At 43.5% G+C, this 23,294-nt stretch carries 17 protein-coding genes and 1 pseudogene; 12 read left to right on the top strand and 6 right to left on the bottom strand.

Annotation, left to right across the window (positions count from 1 at the left end):
- Positions 1 to 92: 92 nt before the first annotated feature.
- The 3 genes from NXX38_RS15505 (at position 93) to NXX38_RS15495 (ending at position 2,245) form a co-directional block, all read left to right on the top strand.
- A complete protein-coding gene (locus NXX38_RS15505) occupies positions 93 to 446 on the top strand; it encodes a DUF1622 domain-containing protein (protein WP_099146399.1) in 354 nt (117 codons plus the stop codon).
- 130 nt (positions 447 to 576) lie between these two features.
- Entirely contained in the window at positions 577 to 1,689 is a 1,113-nt protein-coding gene (locus NXX38_RS15500) for a helix-turn-helix domain-containing protein (protein ID WP_148366095.1), read from the top strand.
- A 169-nt stretch (positions 1,690 to 1,858) separates the two neighbouring features.
- Entirely contained in the window at positions 1,859 to 2,245 is a 387-nt protein-coding gene (locus NXX38_RS15495) for a LytTR family transcriptional regulator DNA-binding domain-containing protein (RefSeq protein WP_148366370.1), read from the top strand.
- Positions 2,246 to 2,269: 24 nt separating this feature from the next.
- Here the strand turns inward: NXX38_RS15495 and NXX38_RS15490 are convergent, their stop codons facing one another.
- A complete protein-coding gene (locus NXX38_RS15490; protein ID WP_074556384.1) occupies positions 2,270 to 2,671 on the bottom strand; it encodes an FKBP-type peptidyl-prolyl cis-trans isomerase in 402 nt (133 codons plus the stop codon).
- 100 nt (positions 2,672 to 2,771) lie between these two features.
- Between NXX38_RS15490 and NXX38_RS15485 the strand changes: the two genes are divergently transcribed.
- The 7 genes from NXX38_RS15485 (at position 2,772) to NXX38_RS15455 (ending at position 15,651) form a co-directional block, all read left to right on the top strand.
- Positions 2,772 to 8,402 (top strand): alpha-2-macroglobulin, encoded by a 5,631-nt coding sequence (locus NXX38_RS15485; protein ID WP_258980089.1) that lies wholly within the window; start codon positions 2,772 to 2,774, stop codon positions 8,400 to 8,402.
- Between the two features lie 135 nt (positions 8,403 to 8,537).
- A complete protein-coding gene (gene pbpC, locus NXX38_RS15480) occupies positions 8,538 to 10,976 on the top strand; it encodes a penicillin-binding protein 1C (protein WP_258980087.1) in 2,439 nt (812 codons plus the stop codon).
- A 26-nt stretch (positions 10,977 to 11,002) separates the two neighbouring features.
- Entirely contained in the window at positions 11,003 to 12,178 is a 1,176-nt protein-coding gene (locus NXX38_RS15475; protein WP_258980085.1) for an MFS transporter, read from the top strand.
- Positions 12,179 to 12,225: 47 nt separating this feature from the next.
- Positions 12,226 to 12,660, top strand: coding sequence for a hypothetical protein (locus NXX38_RS15470; protein ID WP_148366087.1), 435 nt, complete (start codon positions 12,226 to 12,228; stop codon positions 12,658 to 12,660).
- Positions 12,661 to 12,816: 156 nt separating this feature from the next.
- A complete protein-coding gene (nhaC, locus tag NXX38_RS15465; RefSeq protein WP_148366085.1) occupies positions 12,817 to 14,244 on the top strand; it encodes a Na+/H+ antiporter NhaC in 1,428 nt (475 codons plus the stop codon).
- 67 nt (positions 14,245 to 14,311) lie between these two features.
- Positions 14,312 to 14,902: a DUF4251 domain-containing protein gene (locus NXX38_RS15460; protein ID WP_148366083.1), complete on the top strand. Its 591-nt coding sequence runs from the start codon at positions 14,312 to 14,314 to the stop codon at positions 14,900 to 14,902.
- A gap of 89 nt (positions 14,903 to 14,991) precedes the next feature.
- Entirely contained in the window at positions 14,992 to 15,651 is a 660-nt protein-coding gene (locus NXX38_RS15455) for a response regulator transcription factor (protein ID WP_148366081.1), read from the top strand.
- A 9-nt stretch (positions 15,652 to 15,660) separates the two neighbouring features.
- On the opposite strand, the gene NXX38_RS15450 is transcribed toward NXX38_RS15455, so the two are convergent.
- The 3 genes from NXX38_RS15450 to mnmA all read right to left on the bottom strand — a co-directional run bounded on the left by NXX38_RS15450 (position 15,661) and on the right by mnmA (position 17,403).
- The gene (locus NXX38_RS15450) at positions 15,661 to 16,002 is read right to left on the bottom strand and encodes a type II toxin-antitoxin system RelE/ParE family toxin (protein WP_099146391.1); all 342 of its coding nucleotides are present in this window, start codon (positions 16,000 to 16,002) and stop codon (positions 15,661 to 15,663) included.
- Complete coding sequence (locus NXX38_RS15445; RefSeq protein ID WP_148366079.1) at positions 15,992 to 16,246, bottom strand: hypothetical protein; 255 nt, start codon at positions 16,244 to 16,246, stop codon at positions 15,992 to 15,994. The genes NXX38_RS15450 and NXX38_RS15445 overlap by 11 nt, the downstream gene beginning before the upstream one ends.
- Positions 16,247 to 16,335: 89 nt before the next feature.
- Positions 16,336 to 17,403 carry a tRNA 2-thiouridine(34) synthase MnmA gene (mnmA, locus tag NXX38_RS15440; protein WP_258980082.1) on the bottom strand — a complete coding sequence of 356 codons (1,068 nt, stop codon included), beginning with the start codon at positions 17,401 to 17,403 and terminating at the stop codon, positions 16,336 to 16,338.
- 180 nt (positions 17,404 to 17,583) lie between these two features.
- Here mnmA and NXX38_RS15435 point away from each other — a divergent pair, with 180 nt between their 5' ends.
- Entirely contained in the window at positions 17,584 to 19,032 is a 1,449-nt protein-coding gene (locus NXX38_RS15435; RefSeq protein ID WP_148366075.1) for a S41 family peptidase, read from the top strand.
- 403 nt (positions 19,033 to 19,435) lie between these two features.
- Here the strand turns inward: NXX38_RS15435 and NXX38_RS15430 are convergent.
- Together NXX38_RS15430 and NXX38_RS15425 are read right to left on the bottom strand one after the other, a co-directional pair.
- Positions 19,436 to 20,255 (bottom strand): annotated as a pseudogene (locus NXX38_RS15430) (alpha/beta hydrolase).
- A gap of 25 nt (positions 20,256 to 20,280) precedes the next feature.
- Positions 20,281 to 20,715, bottom strand: coding sequence for a DUF2007 domain-containing protein (locus NXX38_RS15425; protein WP_258980079.1), 435 nt, complete (start codon positions 20,713 to 20,715; stop codon positions 20,281 to 20,283).
- A 179-nt stretch (positions 20,716 to 20,894) separates the two neighbouring features.
- On the opposite strand from NXX38_RS15425, the gene NXX38_RS15420 reads away from it, so the two are divergent.
- Positions 20,895 to 23,273, top strand: coding sequence for a TonB-dependent receptor (locus tag NXX38_RS15420; protein WP_258980077.1), 2,379 nt, complete (start codon positions 20,895 to 20,897; stop codon positions 23,271 to 23,273).
- The last annotated feature ends 21 nt before the right edge of the window (positions 23,274 to 23,294 follow it).

Below are 23,294 nucleotides of genomic sequence, written 5' to 3'. Positions count from 1 at the left end.
ATAAACCTGCAAGAGCAAATAATGTAGCTAATTCGAGAACTTTTGTACGACTTCGCCTGTTTACATAACAGATACTAAAACATTATACAACAATGCTACTCACATTCTTAAATACACTTGCCACTATTATCAGTGTTATTAGTCTGCTAATTGTCACTTACGGAGTATTAGTCTGCTTCATTGCCTTTTTACGCAATGAGATAAAACGATTCAACGGAACATATACGGTTAACAATATACGACAGTTGAGGGCGGATTTTGGTACTTACCTTTTGCTTGGATTGGAGTTTCTAATTGCTTCCGACATACTAAAAACAGTGGTTGATCCGACGTTGGACGAATTGGCAATCCTAGGTGGAGTAGTCATAGTGAGAACTGTGCTTTCTGTATTTTTGAATAAAGAGATCAAAGAATTGGCCGAAAATGATTCAGCGAAAGAAATATAGCATATTACCGCACAACTAAGTTTCTTCAAAGCCACGTCCTTTTTTATTGCCTGATATTTCTATTTTACCTACCTTTGTACGGGAAACATTTACACACTGACTGGCAAGGAATAGAAACACGTCAAAAAAAATGGGAATTACACATCTATCTATTGAGCTTACACTTGATCTGATTGCGTTAATTATAGGAATCATCCTTATCATACGCGCCAAAGATAATTATCCGAAATTATATTGGGGAATTATAGCTACCGGCATCGGTATTATGTTTTCATGGGAAAATATCGGATGGCTGACAATTGTCACAGACACTCCGGAATACAACTTCACAGAATTGCTCAACATTGAGAAAATGCTCAAATGGTATGCTTTAGCAAATATTGTAGCCCTGTTCCCTATCGCTTCTTTATCGCCGGGCTATCTGAACCATTTCAGAATATTTACTTTTCTATTATTACCCATTATTACGATAACCGTAGGAATCAGCTATTTAAGCTTCAATGGGAATATCACTCCCATCCACTCCATGGATGAAATTATTCCGAATATCCATCTAATAGATGTCAAGCTTAGGGTTTGCATATTCCTGTTATCCGTTTTTACCCCGCTCGTTCTTCTTATTTATCCTATGATGAATAACAAGACCTACCGCAGGATAAATAATAACATGTATCTATTCATCGGTTTTCTATTCGTATTTTTAGGGATATACATCTTGTTCACTCTAAATATCAATGAATTTGTTTTCAACCTGTTCGGCATTATGGCAATCGTTTTTACGGTCTTATTCTCCATACAATATTTACGTTACGAGAACCCGTTTTCGAACCATATAAACATGATTCATAACGCAAAGAATACGGAAAGCCCCATAATGCCACAAGCCGGAAAATCATCTCCTCCTCTCCCGCTCTTCTTAACGATTGAAACCTATCTTCAGGAACAGCATCCCTATACCGATCAACGGTATAATATAGAACTTTTAGCCAAAGCTCTGAATAAACAAGAACACGATATTTCAGCAGCAATCAAAAGTCGGGGTTTTACAGGTTTCCGGGAATACATTAATTATCTTCGACTGGAATATTTCAGACAGCTAGCCGCCGAAAATCCAAAGAGTAATGTAAAAGAACTGATGTTTGCATGCGGTTTCACCTCCCGGGCAACTTTCTATCGAAACTTTTCAGAAAAGTATGGTGTATCACCCAGCAAATTCATTGATAGTCAAAGAGTAAAGCAATAAATTCCTTTTTTTAAAAGCATAATTCTTACTAGTAAAAGTGTCTCATTTCAGGAATGAGACACTTTTTATTTTTGTAGCTAAAAGCAATCCATTACTTTTGATGCAAAATAAAACTACGACGTTCACATCATCAACAGATTAATCAGATACCAAGATAAATAGAATGAATATGAATACTGATAATTGCAATCACACCAACACAGAGAAAAATCAAGAAGAAAAGATCTTTTTATATACTACTATAACTGGAAACTTGCAACTAATCCATTTAGAACAGATTGGCTATTTCCGGTATAACTCCAAGAGTAAACTATGGGAAGCTGTATTAAATAACAATCATATCCTGGCACTCAGAAGAAATACAAACTCACAAAAGATATTGAGTCTGCATCCCTATCTTATCCAGATTAGCCAGTCACACATTATCAATATAAGCTATCTGGTTTCGATTGAAGACAACAATTGCATATTGCTTCCTCCATTTAATGAAATGGAACTTTTACAAGTAAGCAAGTCTTTCATGAAGAAGCTAAAAGAAAAATATCCATGTATCTGATTCCCTATAGCTCATCTTTATGCTCTATGCAACACCCAGCAGTTCCACTTCGAAGATCAATGTCGAGTAGGCAGGAATAGAATCAAAAGATTTGATACCGTATCCCATTGCATAAGGAATATAAATAATCCATTTATCGCCAACATGCATTTTCTGAAGTGCCACCTGCCATCCTTCTATTACATCACTAAGACGTAGGGCATCGGGACAAGTACGCTCATAAGAATTATCAAACACCCGGCCATCAATCAGACTTCCTTTGTAATGCACGGTAACAATACTCCGTGCACCCGGAGAAATCGTACTTTCGCCAGTTTCCAAAACTTTGTAATAGATTCCACCCGGCAATGCGAAAACACCCTCCTGAAAAGACAGCTTTTTCAGAAATCGCCGATTGGCCTCTTTGTATTCTTTCTTTTTCCCCATAAATAAATTGATTAAGAACTTGCAAAAATAATCAGAATAACAAAGGATTTAGCATAAAAACTGTATATTTGTTCGTTGAACTATAAAAAAACTCCTCGCTATGGGACAAACAAAGACTACACGTAGCATCAGTGCTACCGGACTATTTTTGCTCATCATGATAACTGTGGGCCTATATTCATGCACACGCACTCAAAAAGACATCATTCCTTCTGCCGATTATGCACCGTATGTAAACGCGTATACGGGAGGAGTCATCTCGCAAAACTCGACCATACGTATAGAACTGACCCACGACCAACCCATGGTGGATCTGAACAATGAGTTAAAAAGCAACCCATTCAGTTTCTCACCTTCATTAAAGGGAAAAGCATATTGGGTAAGCAACAATACCATTGAATTTGTGCCTGAAGAAGGAGCGCTGAAACCGGGAACACTTTACGAAGGAACTTTCCGGCTCGGAGACTTCATCGAAGTGGACAAAAAGCTGAAAGAGTTCAACTTCTCATTCCGCGTACAAGAACGTAACTTCACCCTGCAACTGGAATCATTACCGATTACAGCTACCCAACCGAATGAGATAAATATGAAAGGAGAGATACGTTTCAGCGATGTAGTGAAAAAGGAAGAGGTAGAAAAGATGCTGACTGCCAGTGACGGGAAAAAGAGTTATCCGGTGGAAGTCACCGCAACCGACAATCATACCCGGTATTTGTTTAGTATCAGACAAATCCCCAGAGAAGCTGATGATTACCCCTTGACTATCACAGCCAACGGCACCCCGGCCGGCATCGACCGTAAACAAAGCGAAGAAGTACTGATACCGGCGAAAGATTGTTTTCGTTTTATGTCTGCCGAACGCATCGACCAACCGGAAAACGGAATCGAGATTGTTTTCTCCGCTCCCCTATCCACTACTCTAGATTTAAAAGGACTGATTGAGATCCCGGAAATCTCCTCATCGATCTTCCAAATCAGCGAGAACAGAGTTTTTATCTATTTCGAAGCAAACACACAAAGTAAACTGACGTTGAATATCCATGAAGGAGTCAAAGACAGTCAAGGTAAAGCGTTGGGAACTTCTCATACGATCTCATTCAGTGAAGTAAGTCTGAAACCACAAGTGGAAATGTCTACTACCGCCGCTATCCTGCCCGATTCGAAAAGTCTGATTATTCCTTTCAGGGCTGTCAACCTGTATGCTGTGGATTTGAGCGTGATCCGCATTTTCGAGAACAATGTATTGATGTTTATGCAAACCAATTCACTGGCCTCGGCCAATGAGCTGCGCCGTTCGGGCAGACTGGTTTACAAGAAAACGTTATGGCTTGCCAAAGATGCTTCCAAAGACATTCATCATTGGGGAGATTACTCGATAGACCTTGCCGGATTAATCCATCAGGAACCGGGTGCCATCTATCGTGTAATACTTTCATTCCGTCAGGAATACTCCGCTTATCCTTGTGGAGGAGTCGAGAATCAGGATATGAAATTCGCCGACAGCAGCACCTCCGACGGACTGACTAAAGTAAGTGGAAGTGTCTTGTCCGAAGAAGATGAAGCAATCTGGAATACCCCCGAAGCCTACTATTATTACAATGGCGGAACAATGGACTGGAGTGTATACCGATGGACGGAACGCGACAATCCCTGTCATCCGTCTTATTACATGAATTCAGACCGGATAGCTGCCTGCAACGTTTTTGCTTCCAACCTGGGAATGATTGTAAAACGGAACTCACTGAATAAACTGTGGATTGCTGTCAGTAATATTTTGGATACAAAGCCGATAGGGAAAGCACAGGTAACAGCGTATAACTTCCAGTTACAACCCATAGGGAAAGGAGAAACCAATGGGGAAGGATTCGTTGAAATCACTCCGAACGGTGTGCCTTTCATAATTGTGGCTGAATCGGAAAAGCAAAAGGCATACGTCCGCGTTGTGGACGGTGAAGAACAATCCGTCAGCAGATTCGACGTGGGAGGAAAAGATATCCAAAAGGGACTGAAAGGATTCATATATGGCGAAAGAGGGGTATGGCGCCCGGGAGACACGCTGCATATTTCCTTTATATTGGAAGACCGCGAAAAGAGAATCCCCGACAAGCATCCCGTAGCATTGGAGATTTACAATCCGAGGGGACAGTTCTACACGAAAATGATTTCAACACAAGGAATGAACGGATTCTATACATTCGACGTTCCGACACAGGCAACAGACCCGACCGGGCTTTGGAATGCGTATATCAAGGTGGGAGGAACCACCTTCCACAAAGGTCTGCGTATCGAAACCATAAAACCCAACCGCCTGAAAATAAATCTGGCATTGCCGAAGGTTCTTCAAGCCACGGACAAGGATTTCTATGCCCCACTCACTTCAACTTGGCTGACAGGAGCAACTGCCTCCAAACTGAAAGCCAAAGTAGAAATGTCTTTATCGAAAGTGAATACACAGTTCAAGAATTACGGACAATATATCTTTAACAATCCGGCTACGGATTTCACGACTATCAAAACAGATATATTTGACGGCACACTGGATGCAGAAGGGAAAGCAAACGTCATGCTGAAAGTTCCGACCGCAACGGAAGCGCCGGGTATGCTGAACGCTACTTTCACCACCCGCGTGTTCGAACCGGGAGGAGATGCCAGCATCTACACTCAAACGATTCCATTCTCACCATTCACCTCTTATGTCGGTATCAATCTGAACCAGCCGAAAGGCAAATATATTGAAACTGACAAAGATCATGTATTCGATATTGTAACTGTAAACACGCAGGGACAGCTAGTGAACAGTTCTAATCTGGAATACAAAATATACCGCATCGGCTGGAGTTGGTGGTGGGAAAACAGTGGTGAATCTTTCGGAACGTATATCAACAATAGTTCCATCACTCCTGTTGCCAGCGGCAATTTACAGACAAAAGGCGGAAAAGCATCTTTCAAATTCCGTATCGATTATCCGTCATGGGGACGCTATCTGGTTTACGTGAAAGATAAAGAGAGTGGACATGCCACCGGAGGTACAGTTTATGTTGACTGGCCGGAATGGCGGGGACGTTCGAGCAAGACTGATCCCAGCGGTATCAAGATGCTTGCTTTCTCGCTGAACAAAGACTCTTATGAAATAGGAGAAACAGCCACAGCAATCATTCCTGCAGCAGCGGGAGGACGTGCACTGGTATCCATAGAAAACGGTTCTACCGTATTACGGCAAGAATGGATAGAGGTTTCCAACGGAGGAGATACGAAATATACATTCAAGATTACACCGGAGATGACTCCGAATGTATATCTGCATATCAGTTTGTTACAGCCTCATGCGCAAACAGTCAATGACCTGCCCATCCGTATGTATGGCGTCGTTCCGGTATTCGTGACTAACAGTCAGACGGTGTTACAACCGCAGATACAGATGCCGGAAGTGTTACGCCCGGAAACCAGCTTCAATGTGACCGTCAGCGAAAAGACCGGAAAACCGATGACTTATACATTAGCTATTGTAGACGACGGTTTGCTGGATCTTACCAATTTCAAGACCCCGGACCCATGGAATGATTTCTATTCACGCGAAGCACTCGGCATCCGGACATGGGATATGTATGATAATGTATTGGGAGCTTCCGCCGGAAGTTACAGTTCGCTTTTCAGTACGGGTGGCGACGCGACATTGAAGCCTGCCGATGCAAAAGCAAACCGCTTCAAACCGGTAGTCAAGTTTGTAGGTCCTTTCTATCTGGGAAAAGGTAAGAGCCAGACGCATACGCTGAAACTTCCGATGTATGTGGGTTCGGTACGTGCCATGGTGGTTGCCGGACAAGAGGGAGCGTACGGCAATGCGGAAAAAACGGCTTTTGTACGGACTCCGTTAATGATGTTGTCCACCTTGCCCCGTGTGCTTAGCATTCAGGAAGAAATCACCGTTCCGGTCAATATCTTTGCGATGGAAAATCAAGTGAAGAATGTAACCGTATCACTTCAGGCGTCCGGTGGAGGAGTACAGATTGTAGGAGCCAACCAACAGTCGCTCAAATTTAGCCAACCGGGTGACCAGCTCGTGTTCTTTACCTTAAAAACAGGTAGCAAAACAGGAAAGGCTACCATCCATCTGACAGCCAATGGTGGCGGACAACAAACGAAAGAAACCATTGAAATAGAAGTACGCAACCCGAATCCGGTAGTAACCCTGCGCAACAGTCAATGGGTAGAAGCCGGACAAAGCAAAGAACTTTCATACAATCTAAGCAGTTCTTCTGCAAATAACCAGATAAAGCTGGAAGTATCACGCATACCTTCGGTTGACATCAGCCGCCGGTTCGACTTCTTATACAACTATCAGCACCATTGTACGGAACAGTTGACTTCCAAGGCTTTGCCTCTTCTGTTTATCGGTCAATTCAAAACAATAGATAAGATAGAAGCCGAAAAGATAAAGACAAATGTACAGGAAGCTATCCGGCAGATTTATGGTCGTCAACTTCCCAATGGCGGATTTGTATATTGGCCGGGAAATGCTGTTGCCGACGAATGGATCAGTTCTTATGCAGGAATGTTCCTGACACTGGCACAAGAAAAAGGATACGCCGTTCATTCGAACGTACTGAATAAGTGGAAGCGTTTCCAACGTGCTGCCGCACAAAACTGGCGGATGCCGCAGGATGCAAGCGGCTGGCAACAATGGCAGTCGGAATTGCAACAGGCTTTCCGTTTATATACGCTTGCATTGGCAGGAGCACCGGAATATGGTGCCATGAACCGGATGAAAGAACAGGCAGGATTATCCATTCAGGCTAAATGGAGACTGGCAGCAACCTATGCACTGACCGGAAAGATGAAACCGGCTGAAGAACTGGTGTATAATGCGGAAACAACAGTAAGCCCCTACTCTTCCATGAATCAGATTTACGGTTCCTCCGACCGTGATGAAGCTATGATTCTGGAAACACTGATCCTGATGAACCGGGAACGGGATGCTTTGCAGCAGGCAAAAGTCGTTTCAAAGAATCTGTCACAAGAGGAGTGGTTCAGTACCCAATCCACCGCTTTTGCTCTTATGGCAATGGGACGTCTGGCCGAAAAGCTGTCAGGCACACTGGATTTCGTATGGACATGGAACGACAAACAACAACCTGCCGTGAAATCAGCTAAGGCTGTGTTTGAGAAGGAAATAGCCACCACTCCCAAATCCGGTATGATTGCTGTGAAAAATCAAGGAAAAGGAGCGCTTAGCGTAGACCTTATCACACGCACACAGTTGTTGAACGATACATTACCGGCCATCAGCGACAATCTTCGCATGGATATAAGATATGCCAACCTGAACGGTACACCGATCTCTGTCAATGATATTATACAGGGAACTGACTTTATGGCTATCACCTCCATATCCAATATTAGCGGAACTTCCGACTACACCAATCTGGCACTGACGCATATCATACCGTCCGGTTGGGAAATATACAACGAAAGAATGGTTGCCCCCGAAACGGAAAGCGTAGCAGCCGACGATTCCGGTAAGTCCGTCAGCAAATATAATTATCTGGATATACGCGATGACAGAGTATTGACTTATTTCAATTTGCGTCGTGGTGAAACGAAAGTATTCACTGTCAGACTGCAAGCGACTTATGCAGGTAACTTTATTCTTCCTGCCGTTCAATGTGAAGCAATGTATGATGTAAACGTACAGGCACGCAGCAAAGCGGGAAGAACAACTGTCAGTCGATAAATTTTAGGCACGGATTACACGGATTACGCGGTTTTGGTTAACGAGTAGAACCGTGAAATCCGTGTAATCCGTGCCTAATTATTTCTTCCCTAATCATGTTTCAAAAAGATATGTCTCTTAGCTTTTAACATTTAAATGAACCCGATATATAAATTCTTCAAACGATTATCTGTCACTAAGAAAGTAATGACAATAAGCATTGCTCTTTTGATGATAGGGTACATATTTTGTCTTCCCCGGCAACTGTTTCATGTACCCTACTCCACCGTTGTGACTGATCGAAACAAAGAATTACTGGGAGCACGTATCGCTTCGGATGGTCAATGGCGGTTTCCTCCCCGAAAGACAACACCTGATAAAATCAAGCAATGCCTTATTACCTTTGAAGATAAACACTTTTACCACCATTGGGGAGTTAATCCGTTATCTACCGGAAGGGCACTCTATCAGAATTTAAAGAATAAACGTGTTGTAAGCGGAGGTAGCACCCTTACCATGCAAACCATCCGTCTCGCCCGGAACAAACCCAGAACTATCGGAGAGAAAGTCATTGAAATGATCTGGGCTACCCGTTTGGAGTTCCGGACTTCCAAAGAGGAAATCTTATCCATGTATGTCTCTCATGCACCATTCGGAGGAAATGTAGTAGGACTGGATGCTGCTGCCTGGCGTTACTTCGGTCATTCTGCCGAAGATTTATCATGGGCGGAATCAGCTATGCTGGCCGTCCTGCCCAATGCCCCCGCCATGATTCATCTATCCAAAGGACGAAAAACACTTCTTTCCAAACGCAACCGTTTATTGAAACAACTTTTTGAAGAAGAGATTATCGATGCGTCCACCTATGAATTGGCTATTAGCGAACCGTTACCCGACGAACCACATCCTCTTCCTCAAACAGCCCCACATCTGGTTACCCGCTTCTATCAGGAAAGAAACGGATTATATACCCGCTCAACCATTGATAAAGGAATACAAACCCATATAGAGAGTTTGGCGGAACGGTGGAGCAATGAATTTAATCGAAGTGATATCCGCAACCTGGCTATCCTAATTATAGACATTCCCGCCAATCAAGTGGTAGCATACTGCGGAAATGTACATTTCGACCGCAAACAAGGGGGGAATCAAGTAGACGTGATTCAAGCTCCCAGAAGTACAGGTAGTATTTTAAAACCCTTTCTCTATAGTGCCATGCTACAGGAAGGAAGTCTATTACCGCAAATGCTGTTACCGGACGTACCCGTCAACATCAACGGCTTTACTCCACAAAACTTCAGCATGCAGTTTGAAGGAGCCGTCCCCGCTTCCGAAGCTCTTGCCCGCTCATTGAATATCCCGGCTGTCACCATGTTACAAAGATATGGAGTACCCAAATTTCATCACATGCTGCAACAAATGGGGTTCAAGACTATCAACCGTTCAGCCTCCCATTATGGATTATCACTCATTTTAGGAGGTGCTGAAGCTACTTTATGGGATGTAACAAATGCCTATGCACAAATGGGACGAAGCCTCTCCAAAAATCATTCCAACAATCTTCCCCAAGAAAAGGAAGTACAGATACTACTGGGAACAGAAGAAAAGACTGTTTCGGAAAGAGATGGTTCAAGAAAAGTTACTTCAGGAAAGACGATTTCAAGAAAGACAACTTCGGAAAAGGCTATATCAGAAAGAACAATAGCAGAAGGAGCTATTTCTGAAGAAGTTATTTCGGCAGGAGCAGCCTGGCTCACCCTTTCCGCCTTAACAGAAGTCAACCGGCCTGAAGAGATTGACTGGAAATCAATTCCTTCCATGCAGACTATCGCATGGAAGACCGGAACCAGTTACGGATTCCGTGACGCCTGGGCCGTTGGCGTGACTCCCCGCTATGCAGTAGGCGTATGGGTAGGAAATGCAACCGGAGAGGGAAAACCCGGATTGGTCGGTGCACAAACGGCCGGTCCCGTATTATTCGATATATTCAATTATCTCCCATCTTCACCCTGGTTCGAACGTCCCACAGGAGTTTTCGTTGATGCAGAAATATGCCGTCAATCCGGTCATCTGAAAGGACGTTTCTGTGAAGAAACCGACACCGTACTGATCCTTCCTGTCGGATTACGGACAGAGGCTTGTCCTTACCATCATCTCGTCACACTATCCGCCGACGAAAGCCACCGCATCTATGAAAACTGTGCAAATACGGAACCTACCATTCAGCAATCATGGTTTGCCCTGCCACCCGTATGGGAATGGTACTATAAACAGCATCATCCGGAATATAAACCGCTGCCACCTTTCAAAGCCGGCTGTGGAGAAGATTCTTTCCAACCCATGCAGTTCATCTACCCTCCGATGAACGCCCACATCAAGCTGCCCAAGCAACTGGACGGCAGCAAAGGCTTTATCACGGTGGAACTGGCACACAGCAATCCCAATGCCACTATCTTCTGGCATCTCGACGACACCTATCAGACACAGACACAGGATTTCCACAAAATTTCACTGCGACCTGCTCCCGGCAAACATTCCCTGACGGCAGTAGACGGAGAAGGTAACACAGTTTCCACCACTTTCTTCATCGAATAAACATCTTATTTTATTATCTTTGCCGCATGAAACAGCCATTAAAAGAAAACGGTGGACTACCGGCATCTATCCTCTGGACACTTGCTATTGTGGCCGGTGTCTCGGTAGCCAACATCTATTATATCCAACCCCTATTAAATATGATACGCCATGAACTTGGCATATCAGAGTTCAGAACTAACCTGATTGCCATGGTCACGCAAATAGGCTATGCGGCAGGATTATTGTTTATCACCCCTCTGGGAGATTTATATCAACGTAAGAAAATCATCCTGGTCAACTTCACCGTTCTGATATTCTCCCTATTGACCATCGCCCTGACGCACAATTTTCATTTGATACTTATCGCTTCATTCCTCACGGGAGTTTGTTCGATGATTCCACAAATATTCATTCCGATAGCCGCCCAGTTCTCCCGTCCGGAAAATAAAGGCAGGAATGTAGGAATTGTCTTATCTGGATTACTGACCGGTATTCTGGCTTCACGGGTTATCAGCGGATTTATCGGTGAACTGATTGGCTGGCGGGAAATGTATCACATCGCTGCAGGCATGATGCTTATCTGTGCCATTGTTGTACTAAAAGTCCTTCCCGACATTCAGACCAACTTTCAGGGGAAATATAGCGGCCTGATGAAATCCCTGTTAGCCTTAGTGAAAGAATATCCGCAACTACGGATTTATTCCATCCGGGCGGCATTGAACTTCGGCTCCCTCCTCGCCATGTGGTCTTGTCTGGCTTTTAAAATGGGACAAGCTCCGTTCTTTGCCAACAGCGACGTCATTGGTATGCTGGGACTTTGCGGAGTGGCGGGGGCATTGACTGCCTCTTTTGTTGGAAAATATGTAAAACAAGTCGGTGTACGCCGCTTCAACTTTATCGGCTGCGGATTGATTCTCTTTGCCTGGTTACTGTTCTTCATCGGTGAAAACACCTTTATTGGTATCATTGCCGGAATCATCATCATTGACATAGGGATGCAATGTATCCAACTTAGCAACCAGACAAGTACCTTCGAACTGGACCCGCGCGCTTCGAACCGCATCAATACAGTTTTCATGACTACTTACTTTATTGGCGGTTCGATGGGAACATTTCTGGCGGGCAGCTTCTGGCAACTGTATGGTTGGCACGGAGTGATCGGTACCGGAGTCGTTTTAACAGGGATTTCTTTATTAATTACGACTTTCTACAAGAAGTAAGTCAACAAAACAGACGGTCAAACCGTTTATTACAATAAAATAAGCCAATGAAATACGGAGTTAACAGACAAATCTTACTTATCACAGCCGGTGTCGTCTGGATTATAGCCGGTGCCAATATTCTGCGAATAGGAATTGTAACATGGTTAAACACCTCCCAAGATTGGATGTTCAAAATAGGAGAAGCTACCGTCGTTTTCTTGTTATTCTTCGTTCTGGTGTTCAGAAGACTTTATTATAAACATACCCAGCGAATCGAACAAAAGAAAGAACACAGAAATTGCCCGTTTTCATTTTTCGATGTAAAAAGCTGGATTACAATGATCTTCATGATTTCTCTGGGAATTACCATACGTAGCTTCCACCTTCTGCCCGAAACGTTCATTTCCGTTTTCTATACCGGATTATCCATTGCCCTCATCCTGACGGGAGGGCTTTTCATCCGCTACTGGTGGATAAGACGTAAGACTTTCGCCAATTGAGCCGGGCTTATACATATTCCGATCAAATACAAACTTATAATAATTTTTATTGCCTGACGTTTTGAAGCAAAAGATTTCATCCTTTTTTGTTGTATCTTTGCGCGGCTATAAACAAAACAGTAGCCGGAAAATAAATAAAAGGTTATAAGAATCAACATGAAGAAAGCTCCCTCGCCCCTCGTATCATTGATACCGATCATTGTACTGGTGTTATTATTATTTGCCACTATCCGCACATTTGGCAGCGATGCCCTAAGCGGCGGAAGCCAAGTGTCACTGCTCACCACTACAGCTATTTGTATCCTTATCGGCATGGTGTTTTATAAAATTCCCTGGAAAGATTACGAGCTTGCCATAACCAACAATATTGCCGGAGTGGCGACAGCTATTATTATTCTATTAATCATCGGTGCGTTGAGTGGGATCTGGATGATTAGTGGAGTAGTGCCGACGCTAATCTACTACGGGATGCAAATTATCCATCCCAGTTTCTTCCTGGCATCTACCTGCATCATCTGCGCATTGATTTCCGTTATGACCGGGAGCTCATGGACTACCATTGCTACCATCGGTATCGCTCTGATGGGTATCGGAAAGGCGCAAGGTTTTGAAGACGGCTGGATTGCCGGAGCCATTATTTCGGGGGCATACTTCGGAGATAAAATATCTCCTTTATCCGAAACCACCATTCTGGCTTCTTCCATCACAGACACTCCCCTGTTCCGTCACATCCGTTACATGATGATTACTACGGTTCCATCTCTTGTCATTACACTGATTATTTTCACCGTAGCGGGATTCTCTCATGATGCCAACAATACACAGCACATCGCAGAAGTGGCAGCAGCTCTGAATGAAAAGTTTCATATCACTCCGTGGCTGTTGATAGTTCCCGTAGTAACCGGCATATTGATAGCGCGGAAAGTGCCGTCTATCGTTACGCTGTTCCTGTCCACCCTGTTGGCAGCTGTTTTTGCTTTGATCTTTCAGCCTGATTTAGTGGAGGAAATTTCAGGAGTCGCCGCTTCCGGATTCAATTCATTGTTCAAAGGACTAATGATGACTATCTACGGAGAGACAAATTTGCACACGGATAATGCCGTTCTGACAGATTTAATTGCCACACGTGGCATGTCAGGAATGCTGAATACGATTTGGCTGATACTATGTGCCATGTGTTTCGGCGGAGCAATGACAGCAAGCGGCATGGTGGGAAGTATCACTTCTATCTTTGTGCGCTTTATGAAGAAAACAGTCAGCGTGGTCAGTGCGACGGTCTGTTCCGGGCTGTTTCTTAATCTGACCACTGCCGATCAATATATCAGTATTATTCTGACGGGAAATATGTTTCGCGATATTTATGCCAAGAAAGGATATGAAAGTTGCTTACTAAGCCGCACGACGGAAGATGCAGTAACCGTTACATCCGTATTGATCCCGTGGAACAGCTGTGGAATGACCCAAGCCACTATCTTGAGTGTACCCACACTTGTGTATCTCCCTTATTGTTTTTTCAACATTATCAGCCCCTTAATGAGTATCACTGTGGCAGCCATCGGATATAAAATTGCACGACGCTCGTGAACAATCTGGCATACACATTGTTTTTGCAATAAACGAACAACGTATTAAACCTAAACAAAAAAAAGTTATGAAAAAGTTTATTGCATTATTAGCATTAGTATTAGTGAGTGCAAGCACAATGATGTATGCACAAGAAAGTAACGCAGCAGCACGCCGCGCAGAAAGAAAAGCAGAAAGAGATGCAGAGAGAGCAAAACTCCGTGCCGAAGAAGAGGTGCAGGACATGGCAGCCTATCAACAAGCTGTGCAGGCTTTGAAGAACAAGCAATTTGTACTGGAAGCCAATCAGGTTATTTTCCGTAACGGTATGAGTGCATTCGTTACTTCAAACACCAACTTCGTCTTGATGAACGGCAACAGAGCTACCGTACAGACTGCCTTCAATACTCCTTACCCGGGTCCTAACGGAATCGGTGGTGTGACAGTGGATGGTAATTCTTCGGATATGAAGATGAATATCGACAAAAAAGGAAATGTGAACTGCTCATTCAGTGTTCAGGGTATCGGCATCTCCGCTCAAGTATTTATTAATATGAGCAGCGGAAACAATACTGCTTCGGTTAGTATCAGCCCGAACTTCAACAACAATAACCTGACGTTGAACGGAAATATCGTTCCGCTTGACCAGTCAAATATCTTCAAAGGACGTTCCTGGTAATCCGGATCTTAAGAATCTTATCATAACTCCGCTGCAAATCGCGCAAAATGCGTACATTTGTAGCGGAGTTTTTTTATTCAGCATGGCTTATGAGAGAATTTATCATTGCAGACAATCAGGATATCAGTAAGGCGGGAATGATGTTCCTGTTGAGTAAACAAAAGGAGGTGTCCCTCCTTTTAGAAGCTGACAACAAGGCTGAACTGATTCAGCAGCTACGATTGTATCCGCAAGCAGTGATTATACTGGACTATACCTTGTTCAATTTTGCCGGGGCAGATGAATTGATTGTCTTGCAGGAAAGATTCAAGGAAGCCGACTGGATTCTATTCTCCGATGAACTGAGTCTGAACTTTCTCCGTCAGGTATTATTCAGCAGCATGGCTTTCGGGGTAGTGATGAAAGATAACTCAAAAGAAGAAATCATGACCGCCATTCAATGCGCCACCCGCAAACAACGGTATATTTGCAATCATGTCAGCAATCTGCTGCTTTCGGGAGCTTCTTCCCCGCTGGTAGCGTCAAACATGGACGACCATCTGCTGACGCAAACAGAAAAGAATATCCTAAAAGAAATCGCATTAGGAAAAACGACGAAAGAGATTGCTGCAGAGAAAAATCTTAGTTTCCATACGATCAACAGCCATCGTAAGAATATCTTTCGTAAATTGGGAGTGAATAATGTGCACGAGGCTACTAAATATGCGATGAGGGCAGGGATTGTGGATTTAGCCGAATACTATATCTGATTATACGCTTTACTTCAAGCCATTTTGTTTCAAAAGTTGTTCTATTTCCTTGTCTGATATAGAAGCCCTGTCTGCTTTATCATAAATATAGAGAAGATTCAAAATTGCATCTTGCTGGGAAACAACCAAAGTGAAAGTGATAACTCTTGCACCTCCGCTTTTTCCTTTCCCTTTCGCAGTAATTTTCATGCGGACTTTGCGCAAACCATGACCTAAATCGGTACCTAATTGCGGATTCTGTTCCAACTCATCAATCAATGAAGCAAAATCTTCTTTAAAAGAAGAATAATGTTTTGCCAATCGTTTAGCTTCCCGCTGAAACGTTGGCTTAACTATTATTTCATAGTTCATTCAAAAACTCCCTTGCACTCTTTAATTCCAACTTGCCATCCATAGAAAGTTTTACCTCTTTCAGTCCTGCATCAATCCCTGCAAGAATCTCCTCTTTTGTGATTTCTTCCATTTCTTTTTCTGCTTCCATTTTCTTAAGTCGTTTCAAATAGTTCTTCACCCGATTGAGCATCTCTTTGTCATTCAAACTCAGGAGTTCCTCCACCAAGTCCATTTTCAGACTTTTCAATTCCATCGTTGTCATAAGCAATCCTCCTTTATTTATTATTCTACGAAACAAAAGTAGTGAAAATTATCCTGATTATCGAATCCTCACCTTTCAAAATAAACTATTTAACAGATGATTTCTCCGCTTCCCACGCAAACTTTCGCCTCTTCATCATAAATCACCCCAAACTGTCCCGGAGCAATGCCTTGCAGCTTTTCAGAGGACAAAATGTGGAATTGCGTCTCCCCTTCCCGTATCAGTTTTCCTTTGGTAAAGTCGGGAGTGTGGCGAATCTTGAAAGTAATATCTATCTCCTTCTCCTGCCCTTTCCATGGATTATCAGTAATGAAATGGAAATCATGCATCCGGAACTCATTGCCGTACTGTGTTTCCACACCATAGCCACGGGACACATAGATTGTATTTTCTTCCATATCCTTCTTGACTACGAACCAGGGACCACCACTCAATCCAAGCCCTTTGCGCTGGCCGATTGTGTGAAACCAATAGCCGCGATGTGTACCCAATTTCTTTCCGGTTTCCCATTCAATAATCGCCCCTTCCTTTTCTCCTAAAAACCGACGGACAAAATCATTGTAGTTTATCTTCCCGAGAAAACAGATGCCCTGACTATCTTTCCTTCTGGCACTCGGCAATCCGGCTTTATTGGCAATCTCACGCACTTCCTGTTTCATCAACCCTCCAATGGGAAACATGAGTTTGGAAACTTGCAGGTAATCAATCTGTGCGAGAAAGTCCGTCTGGTCTTTCACAGGGTCTTTCGCTGTGCCCAGCCAAGTTTTACCGTTACGTTGCAAGGTGGTGGCATAATGACCGGTTGCCGTAAAGTCGAAGTCTTTCCCGACACGCTGTTCAAAGCAGCCGAATTTGATAAGCTTATTACACATCACATCCGGATTCGGTGTCAGTCCCTGCCGGATTTTATCAATGGCATAGGCCGCTACATTCTCCCAATACTCCTGATGCAAATCCACTACCTCCAAAGACAGACCGTACTTACGTGCCGTAGCAGTAGATAATTCAATATCTTCCTCTGCCGAACAGTCCATATATTCCGCTCCGTCCATGCCTATCTTAATATAAAAAAGAGTGGGCTTATATCCTTGCTCACAAAGGAGATGCACAACAACTGAACTGTCGACACCTCCTGATAATAATGCAGCTATATCCATGAATAATGATTCGTCTATTAATAACGTTCTATATGTAAGCTAATACCTATTAAAAATTTCTATGCTACAAAGATAAGGCAAGAATCTCTAACAGCCAATCACATATTGAAGGCATTTTTATACCATAAATGTGGTAGATAAGCAAAGTATTTCCTACATTTGCACAGTAAAAAGCTTTTTATGATGACGAAATTAAGAAAGATAATCCTCATACCTGCCCTGAGCATCGTATTTATCAGTGGCTTTTTCTCCTGTGGTGTCGACCGCTGGCCGGAGTATGCCCACCAGACCGCACTGGATACATGGATGTACGACATCATGCAGCAGAACTATCTGTGGTATCAAGATCTACCTTCCTACAATGATGTGAATCTGTTTCTGGATCCTGCCTCATTCTTGTCTAAAGTGAAATCGAAAAGCGACAGTTATTCGTTTGTGGATTCTGTGATGGAAACTCCCCTGCCTACCTATGGATTTGATTATTCACTGGTTCGAAGTGCGGATATTGATACAGCTTATAATGCATTAATTACTTACGTCATTCCCGGTTCACCGGCAGAAGCGGCCGGATTGGTGCGCGGTGACTGGATTATGAAAGTCGATACTTCTTACATCAGCAAAAAATACGAGACTCAATTACTGCAAGGAACCAAAGCCCGGGATTTAGTGATGGGAGTATGGAAAGAAGTTCCTGTTGAGCCTGAAGAAGGGGAAGTAGACGAAGAAGAAACAACTGTATATAAGGTCGTTCCGAATGATAAAATACTAAAACTACCTGCTGCAAGAGTCGTTGAAGACAATCCGGTACATAAAACAGAAATACTTACGGTAAAAGAAAACAATAGCGACATCAAGGTCGGCTATCTCATGTACAACAGCTTCACCGCCGGGACAAAAGCTGATCCGGAAAAATACAATGACGAACTGCGTCAAATCTCGCAAGAATTCAAGACAGCAGGCGTGAAGTATGTCATACTTGACTTGCGCTACAATGCCGGAGGTTCATTAGATTGTGTGCAGTTATTAGGCACAATCTTAACATCAAATGCACGGTTAAACGAGCCAATGGCCTATCTGGAATACAACGACAAGAACAGGGATAAAGATGCTACCATCAACTTTGATCCTACCATATTAGGAAGCGGTACTAATTTAAACCTGCCCGGTCTGTTTGTTATCACCAGTGGAACTACAGCCGGAGCACCGGAAATGTTAATAGGGAGTCTCTTCTTGAAAGACAGCTATCCCGTTGTAAGCATAGGTAGTGCCACTAAAGGGCAAAATGTAGCAACAGAGCAGTTTGTCAACGAGGAATTCCTGTGGTCGGTGAATCCAGTGGTTTGTACAGTTTATAATTCTAAGCATGATGAAAACGGTTCCTTCGTACCTAACGCAGATCTTAAAATCAGTGAGACAACCATTGATGGAATTACCAATTACAGTGAATTCCTGCCATTCGGTGATCCCAATGAAAGACTTCTGAAAGTAGCCATCGGAGTTATAGAAGGCACTTATCCCCCGAAAAAAGAAGAAGATACAACTACAAAAGCACAATTCAAGATAGAGAAAAGTGTTATTAGTCCCGCAAGTAGGCGGTTTATCGGAGGCGGCGGTCTAAAGATTAAATAGAAGCAAAACAAGAATCAAATAGACTGAAGAGAGTGTATCAAAACGCAGATTTACGCATCATTAACAAAAGAGTCCCATTATTCCACCTTTTTCCGAACAGGCTGTCTGATTCTACTGAATAAAGCATCGGTTTACATCTAACAAAGCATCGGTTTATACTTAACAGAACGTATGATTTACCCTGATAAAACAGCTGATTTCCTGTCCCCCGGCAGCTAAAACCTCTTCATACACCGACTTACAACCGCTACAAGCCGGGGTGAGATTCTCCGTCACCGCAGCATACAACAAAAAAGGAGAAAGCTTTCGCCTCCTCCTTCTATCGTAGTTTAACCTCAATCTATTTTATGATTCTGTATCCAAAGATACGACATTGAAAAGCCAAAGTCAAGCATTCCCGGATTTATTTCTTGAAAAACTTATCGAAGAACAGAATCTGGTAATCAATGGAATTATTCCAGTACTTTCCTGTATGCCCACCCGGACGAGTGACAAAGTCGTGATTAATCTTTCGTGCCAACAGACGGTTGTGCAAATCCTTGTTCACGTTCAGGAAGAAGTCCGCTTCACCACAGTCGATGATAATTGCCAAATCCCCGTTTTCTATTTTATCAATCTGATTGATGACCGTATATTCATCCCATACCTTCTTGTTAGCGGCAAATTCTCCCAACTGCTTCGCCATCTCCCAGTTCTGCGGAAACGGGCGAATATCCATCCCGCCACTGGTAGTTCCGGCAGCACCAAATACATCTTTATGACGGATCGCATTCCACATCGCTCCATGTCCACCCATACTTAATCCGGTGATGGCACGCCCTTTCCTGTCGGCAATCGTCTTGTAATGTCCGTCGATATACTTCACCAATTCCGATGAAATAAAAGTTTCATAACGATAAGACGGATTAAGCGGACTATCCCAGTACCAGCTATTCTTTCCGTCCGGACAAACGAATATGATTCCTTTTTCGTCCGCAATTTGAGGAAGATCCGGTTTAATACCCATCCATGTTTTAGCGTTTCCACCGTAACCGTGCAACAAATAAATGGCGGGGCAAGCAACCGCTTTCTTCCCCAGCGCAGCATCCGGCGTTACCACCACCACTTGCACTTCCTTATTCATAGAAGGACTTTTAACTAATAAGGTATCTACTTTGGCAGCAAAAGAGGGAGCCACCAGAACTAAAAAGAAGAACAATTAATAGAAGTTTTTTCTTTTTCATTATGTGTTATTATAGTTAGATATAGTTATTCCTCTGTCACTGCGGAAGGATCAAATTTAGAAACCGGCATTTCGAAGGTTTTATGACACTGCTCACAAGTGTAATTCCAGTGGTTGTCTCCCGGAGGAATAACCATCAATGCCGAAAGTATGGCAGCCCCCATCGCACGCCATCGCTTTCCTTTTCTCAAAACCAACCGGATATCCGATGAACCGCAGTACGGGCAAAGCGTCAACTCCTCCGGCCAACTATCATTATCCCTCAACACTTGAACAGCCCTATCATAGTCTTCATCTGCCACCAATATATCCACCCCCGCGATGCTGCTCACACAGCTTTTATACAAAGTAGAGAAATTCTCATTGTGCAGAATAGACTCAATACCTTCGTTCTCCAATGCCCCTTGAAGGATATGCGCCTTCATCGCATCATTACAAGTTATCAATTTTACAGTCTTCATCAGGAATCTGTTTTAATTTCCCACAAAAATAAGATATAAAAATGAAATGTGAAACAAAATCCGGCTAACTTTATCAAGAAGTAAAACGAGCCAGATAAGAAGTGATTCTATTTTTATTCACGGAAGGTATCATTCTTTAATGCTTTTTTTGTACTTTCGCAGCAATAATTTGCAATCACATGAAAAAACTGTTGACACTGCTACTATTTTCCAACCTTCTGTTTTCCCTGCTACAGGCACAACCTGTACACCAAATTAAGGGAACGGTTATTGAAAAAAACAGCCGTCAACCATTAGAGTTCATTAACGTAATGGTTCTCGGGCTGAACAAAGGTGGCGTCACCAATGCGGAAGGCCATTTCACTATCGAACAAGTGCCTCCCGGCATCTACCGCCTGCAAGCGACAGCCATCGGCTACAAGAGTGTCACTACTCCCGAATATATTTTATCGACCAAAGATCTGAACATCTCAATAGAGATGGAAGAGAACCTGACCGAACTGGCAGGAGTAACCGTCACCGCTTCTCCTTTCCGGCGTGATCTGGAAAGTCCCGTCAGTCTTCGCATTATCGGATTGCAGGAAATAGAAAAGAGTCCGGGAGCCAACCGGGACATTTCACGCATCGTACAATCTTATCCGGGAGTTGCCTTCTCACCAATAGGTTACCGCAACGACCTGATCGTGCGCGGTGGTTCTCCTTCAGAAAACCGTTTCTATCTGGACGGAGTGGAAATTCCCAATATCAATCATTTCAGTACACAAGGAGCATCGGGCGGTCCCGTAGGAATCCTCAATGCCGACCTGATACGTGAAGTCAATTTCTACACCGGTGCTTTTCCCACTGATAGAGGAAATGCACTTAGTTCCGTTCTTGATTTCAAGTTGCGCGACGGAGATATGGAGCATAACTCAATAAAGGCTACCCTCGGAGCATCCGAAGTCTCGCTCGCCTCCAACGGACATATCGGGAAAAAGACCTCTTATCTGGTATCCGTGCGCCAATCCTATCTGCAGTTCCTGTTTGACATGCTCGACCTCCCTTTCCTGCCGACTTTCACTGATGCGCAGTTCAAATTGAAAACCCGGTTTAACGAACAGAACGAGTTGACAGTGTTGGGACTCGGAGGAATCGACAATATGCGGTTGAACACGAAAGCGGATAGCGAAGACAATGAATACATCCTTAGTTACCTGCCGAAAATCAAGCAGGAGACATTTACATTAGGGGCCGTTTATCGTCATTATGCAGGCGCACATGTGCAGTCGGTGGTAGTCAGTCACAGCTATCTGAACAACCGCAACACCAAATACCGCCAGAATGATGAAAGCATTCCGGAGAATCTGATGCTCCGCCTCCGTTCTACCGAACAGGAAACGAAATTCCGTTTCGAAAACAATTCTTCTTTCCGCAACTGGAAAGTAAACCTCGGAGTGAATCTGGATTATAGCCAATATACCAATACCACCTTTCAAAAGGCATATACCAATCAGGCACAAACGTTTGATTACCATACCTATTTGGGAATGATGCGCTGGGGACTTTTCGGCACTATCAGCTACTCTTCAATGGATGAACGCTTCACAGCTTCTCTGGGATTGAGAGCGGATGCCAACAATTATTCATCGGCGATGAAATCACTCTCCGACCAGCTTTCACCGCGCATATCGCTTTCCTATCAGCTTGCCGATCACTGGTTTCTAAGTGGAAATGCAGGACTTTATTACCAGTTGCCTCCTTACACGGCTCTCGGTTTTAAGGATAATAACGGAACGTATGTCAACATATACAATCTCCGCTATATGAAAGTCAGCCAGGAAAGCTTGGGCATCAGTTGGCGCAAAGGAGATACTTTCGAAGTGTCCGTGGAAGGATTCTACAAAGATTATGATAAAATCCCACTCTCCGTTGTAGATGGCATCCCTCTTACTTGCAAAGGGAATGACTATGGGGTAATTGGCAATGAATTGCTGACCTCTACCGCCCAGGGACGCTCGTATGGTGCGGAGATTCTGGCGAAATGGCTGATCGCCAAGAAGCTGAATCTGGCTTCTTCCTTTACCTTATTTAAAAGCGAATACCGCAACGACAAAGAAAGTGAATACATTGCATCTGCATGGGACAACCGATATATCTTCAACTTACGGGGAACCTACAATCTACCGCGCCAATGGAGCATCGGAATGAAAGTCAGTTGCATCGGCGGTGCTCCTTATACGCCTTATGATGAGGATAAATCATCCTTGGTATCTGCCTGGGATGCACAAGGCAAAGCCTATTACGACTATTCGAGATACAATAAGGAACGGCTTCCGGCCTTTGCACAGGTAGACCTCCGTATCGACAAGACATTTTATCTGAAACATTGTATGCTGGGATTCTATCTTGACTTGCAAAATATCACGGCAAGCAAACTGAAACAGCAGGACGTACTGATGAGTACGGGCATTATTGAGAATCCGGAAGCTCCCGCCGATAGCCAACACTATAAAATGAAACGCATCAAACAATCGAGCGGAACATTACTCCCTACATTAGGAATAACATTTGAATATTAACTATACATAAAACATCAAACT

The sequence above is a fragment of the Bacteroides sp. BFG-637 genome (assembly GCF_024793605.1).
Classification (GTDB): domain Bacteria; phylum Bacteroidota; class Bacteroidia; order Bacteroidales; family Bacteroidaceae; genus Bacteroides; species Bacteroides vicugnae.
Note: the sequence above shows the minus strand (reverse complement) of the source record. Positions and strands in the feature narration are given on the sequence as shown.

Bases quoted from the DNA above. Each gene is read 5' to 3' on its own strand.
- NXX38_RS15490 (WP_074556384.1), bottom strand. From the start codon at position 2,671: ATGGGGAAAAAGAAAGAATACAAAGAGGCCAATCGGCGATTTCTGAAA.
- nhaC (WP_148366085.1), top strand. From the start codon at position 12,817: ATGAAGAAAGCTCCCTCGCCCCTCGTATCATTGATACCGATCATTGTA.
- mnmA (WP_258980082.1), bottom strand. From the start codon at position 17,403: ATGGATATAGCTGCATTATTATCAGGAGGTGTCGACAGTTCAGTTGTT.
- NXX38_RS15450 (WP_099146391.1), bottom strand. From the start codon at position 16,002: ATGAACTATGAAATAATAGTTAAGCCAACGTTTCAGCGGGAAGCTAAA.
- NXX38_RS15445 (WP_148366079.1), bottom strand. From the start codon at position 16,246: ATGACAACGATGGAATTGAAAAGTCTGAAAATGGACTTGGTGGAGGAA.
- NXX38_RS15495 (WP_148366370.1), top strand. From the start codon at position 1,859: ATGAATACTGATAATTGCAATCACACCAACACAGAGAAAAATCAAGAA.
- NXX38_RS15425 (WP_258980079.1), bottom strand. From the start codon at position 20,715: ATGAAGACTGTAAAATTGATAACTTGTAATGATGCGATGAAGGCGCAT.
- NXX38_RS15505 (WP_099146399.1), top strand. From the start codon at position 93: ATGCTACTCACATTCTTAAATACACTTGCCACTATTATCAGTGTTATT.
- pbpC (WP_258980087.1), top strand. From the start codon at position 8,538: ATGAACCCGATATATAAATTCTTCAAACGATTATCTGTCACTAAGAAA.
- NXX38_RS15455 (WP_148366081.1), top strand. From the start codon at position 14,992: ATGAGAGAATTTATCATTGCAGACAATCAGGATATCAGTAAGGCGGGA.
- NXX38_RS15485 (WP_258980089.1), top strand. From the start codon at position 2,772: ATGGGACAAACAAAGACTACACGTAGCATCAGTGCTACCGGACTATTT.
- NXX38_RS15420 (WP_258980077.1), top strand. From the start codon at position 20,895: ATGAAAAAACTGTTGACACTGCTACTATTTTCCAACCTTCTGTTTTCC.
- NXX38_RS15500 (WP_148366095.1), top strand. From the start codon at position 577: ATGGGAATTACACATCTATCTATTGAGCTTACACTTGATCTGATTGCG.
- NXX38_RS15470 (WP_148366087.1), top strand. From the start codon at position 12,226: ATGAAATACGGAGTTAACAGACAAATCTTACTTATCACAGCCGGTGTC.
- NXX38_RS15460 (WP_148366083.1), top strand. From the start codon at position 14,312: ATGAAAAAGTTTATTGCATTATTAGCATTAGTATTAGTGAGTGCAAGC.
- NXX38_RS15435 (WP_148366075.1), top strand. From the start codon at position 17,584: ATGATGACGAAATTAAGAAAGATAATCCTCATACCTGCCCTGAGCATC.
- NXX38_RS15475 (WP_258980085.1), top strand. From the start codon at position 11,003: ATGAAACAGCCATTAAAAGAAAACGGTGGACTACCGGCATCTATCCTC.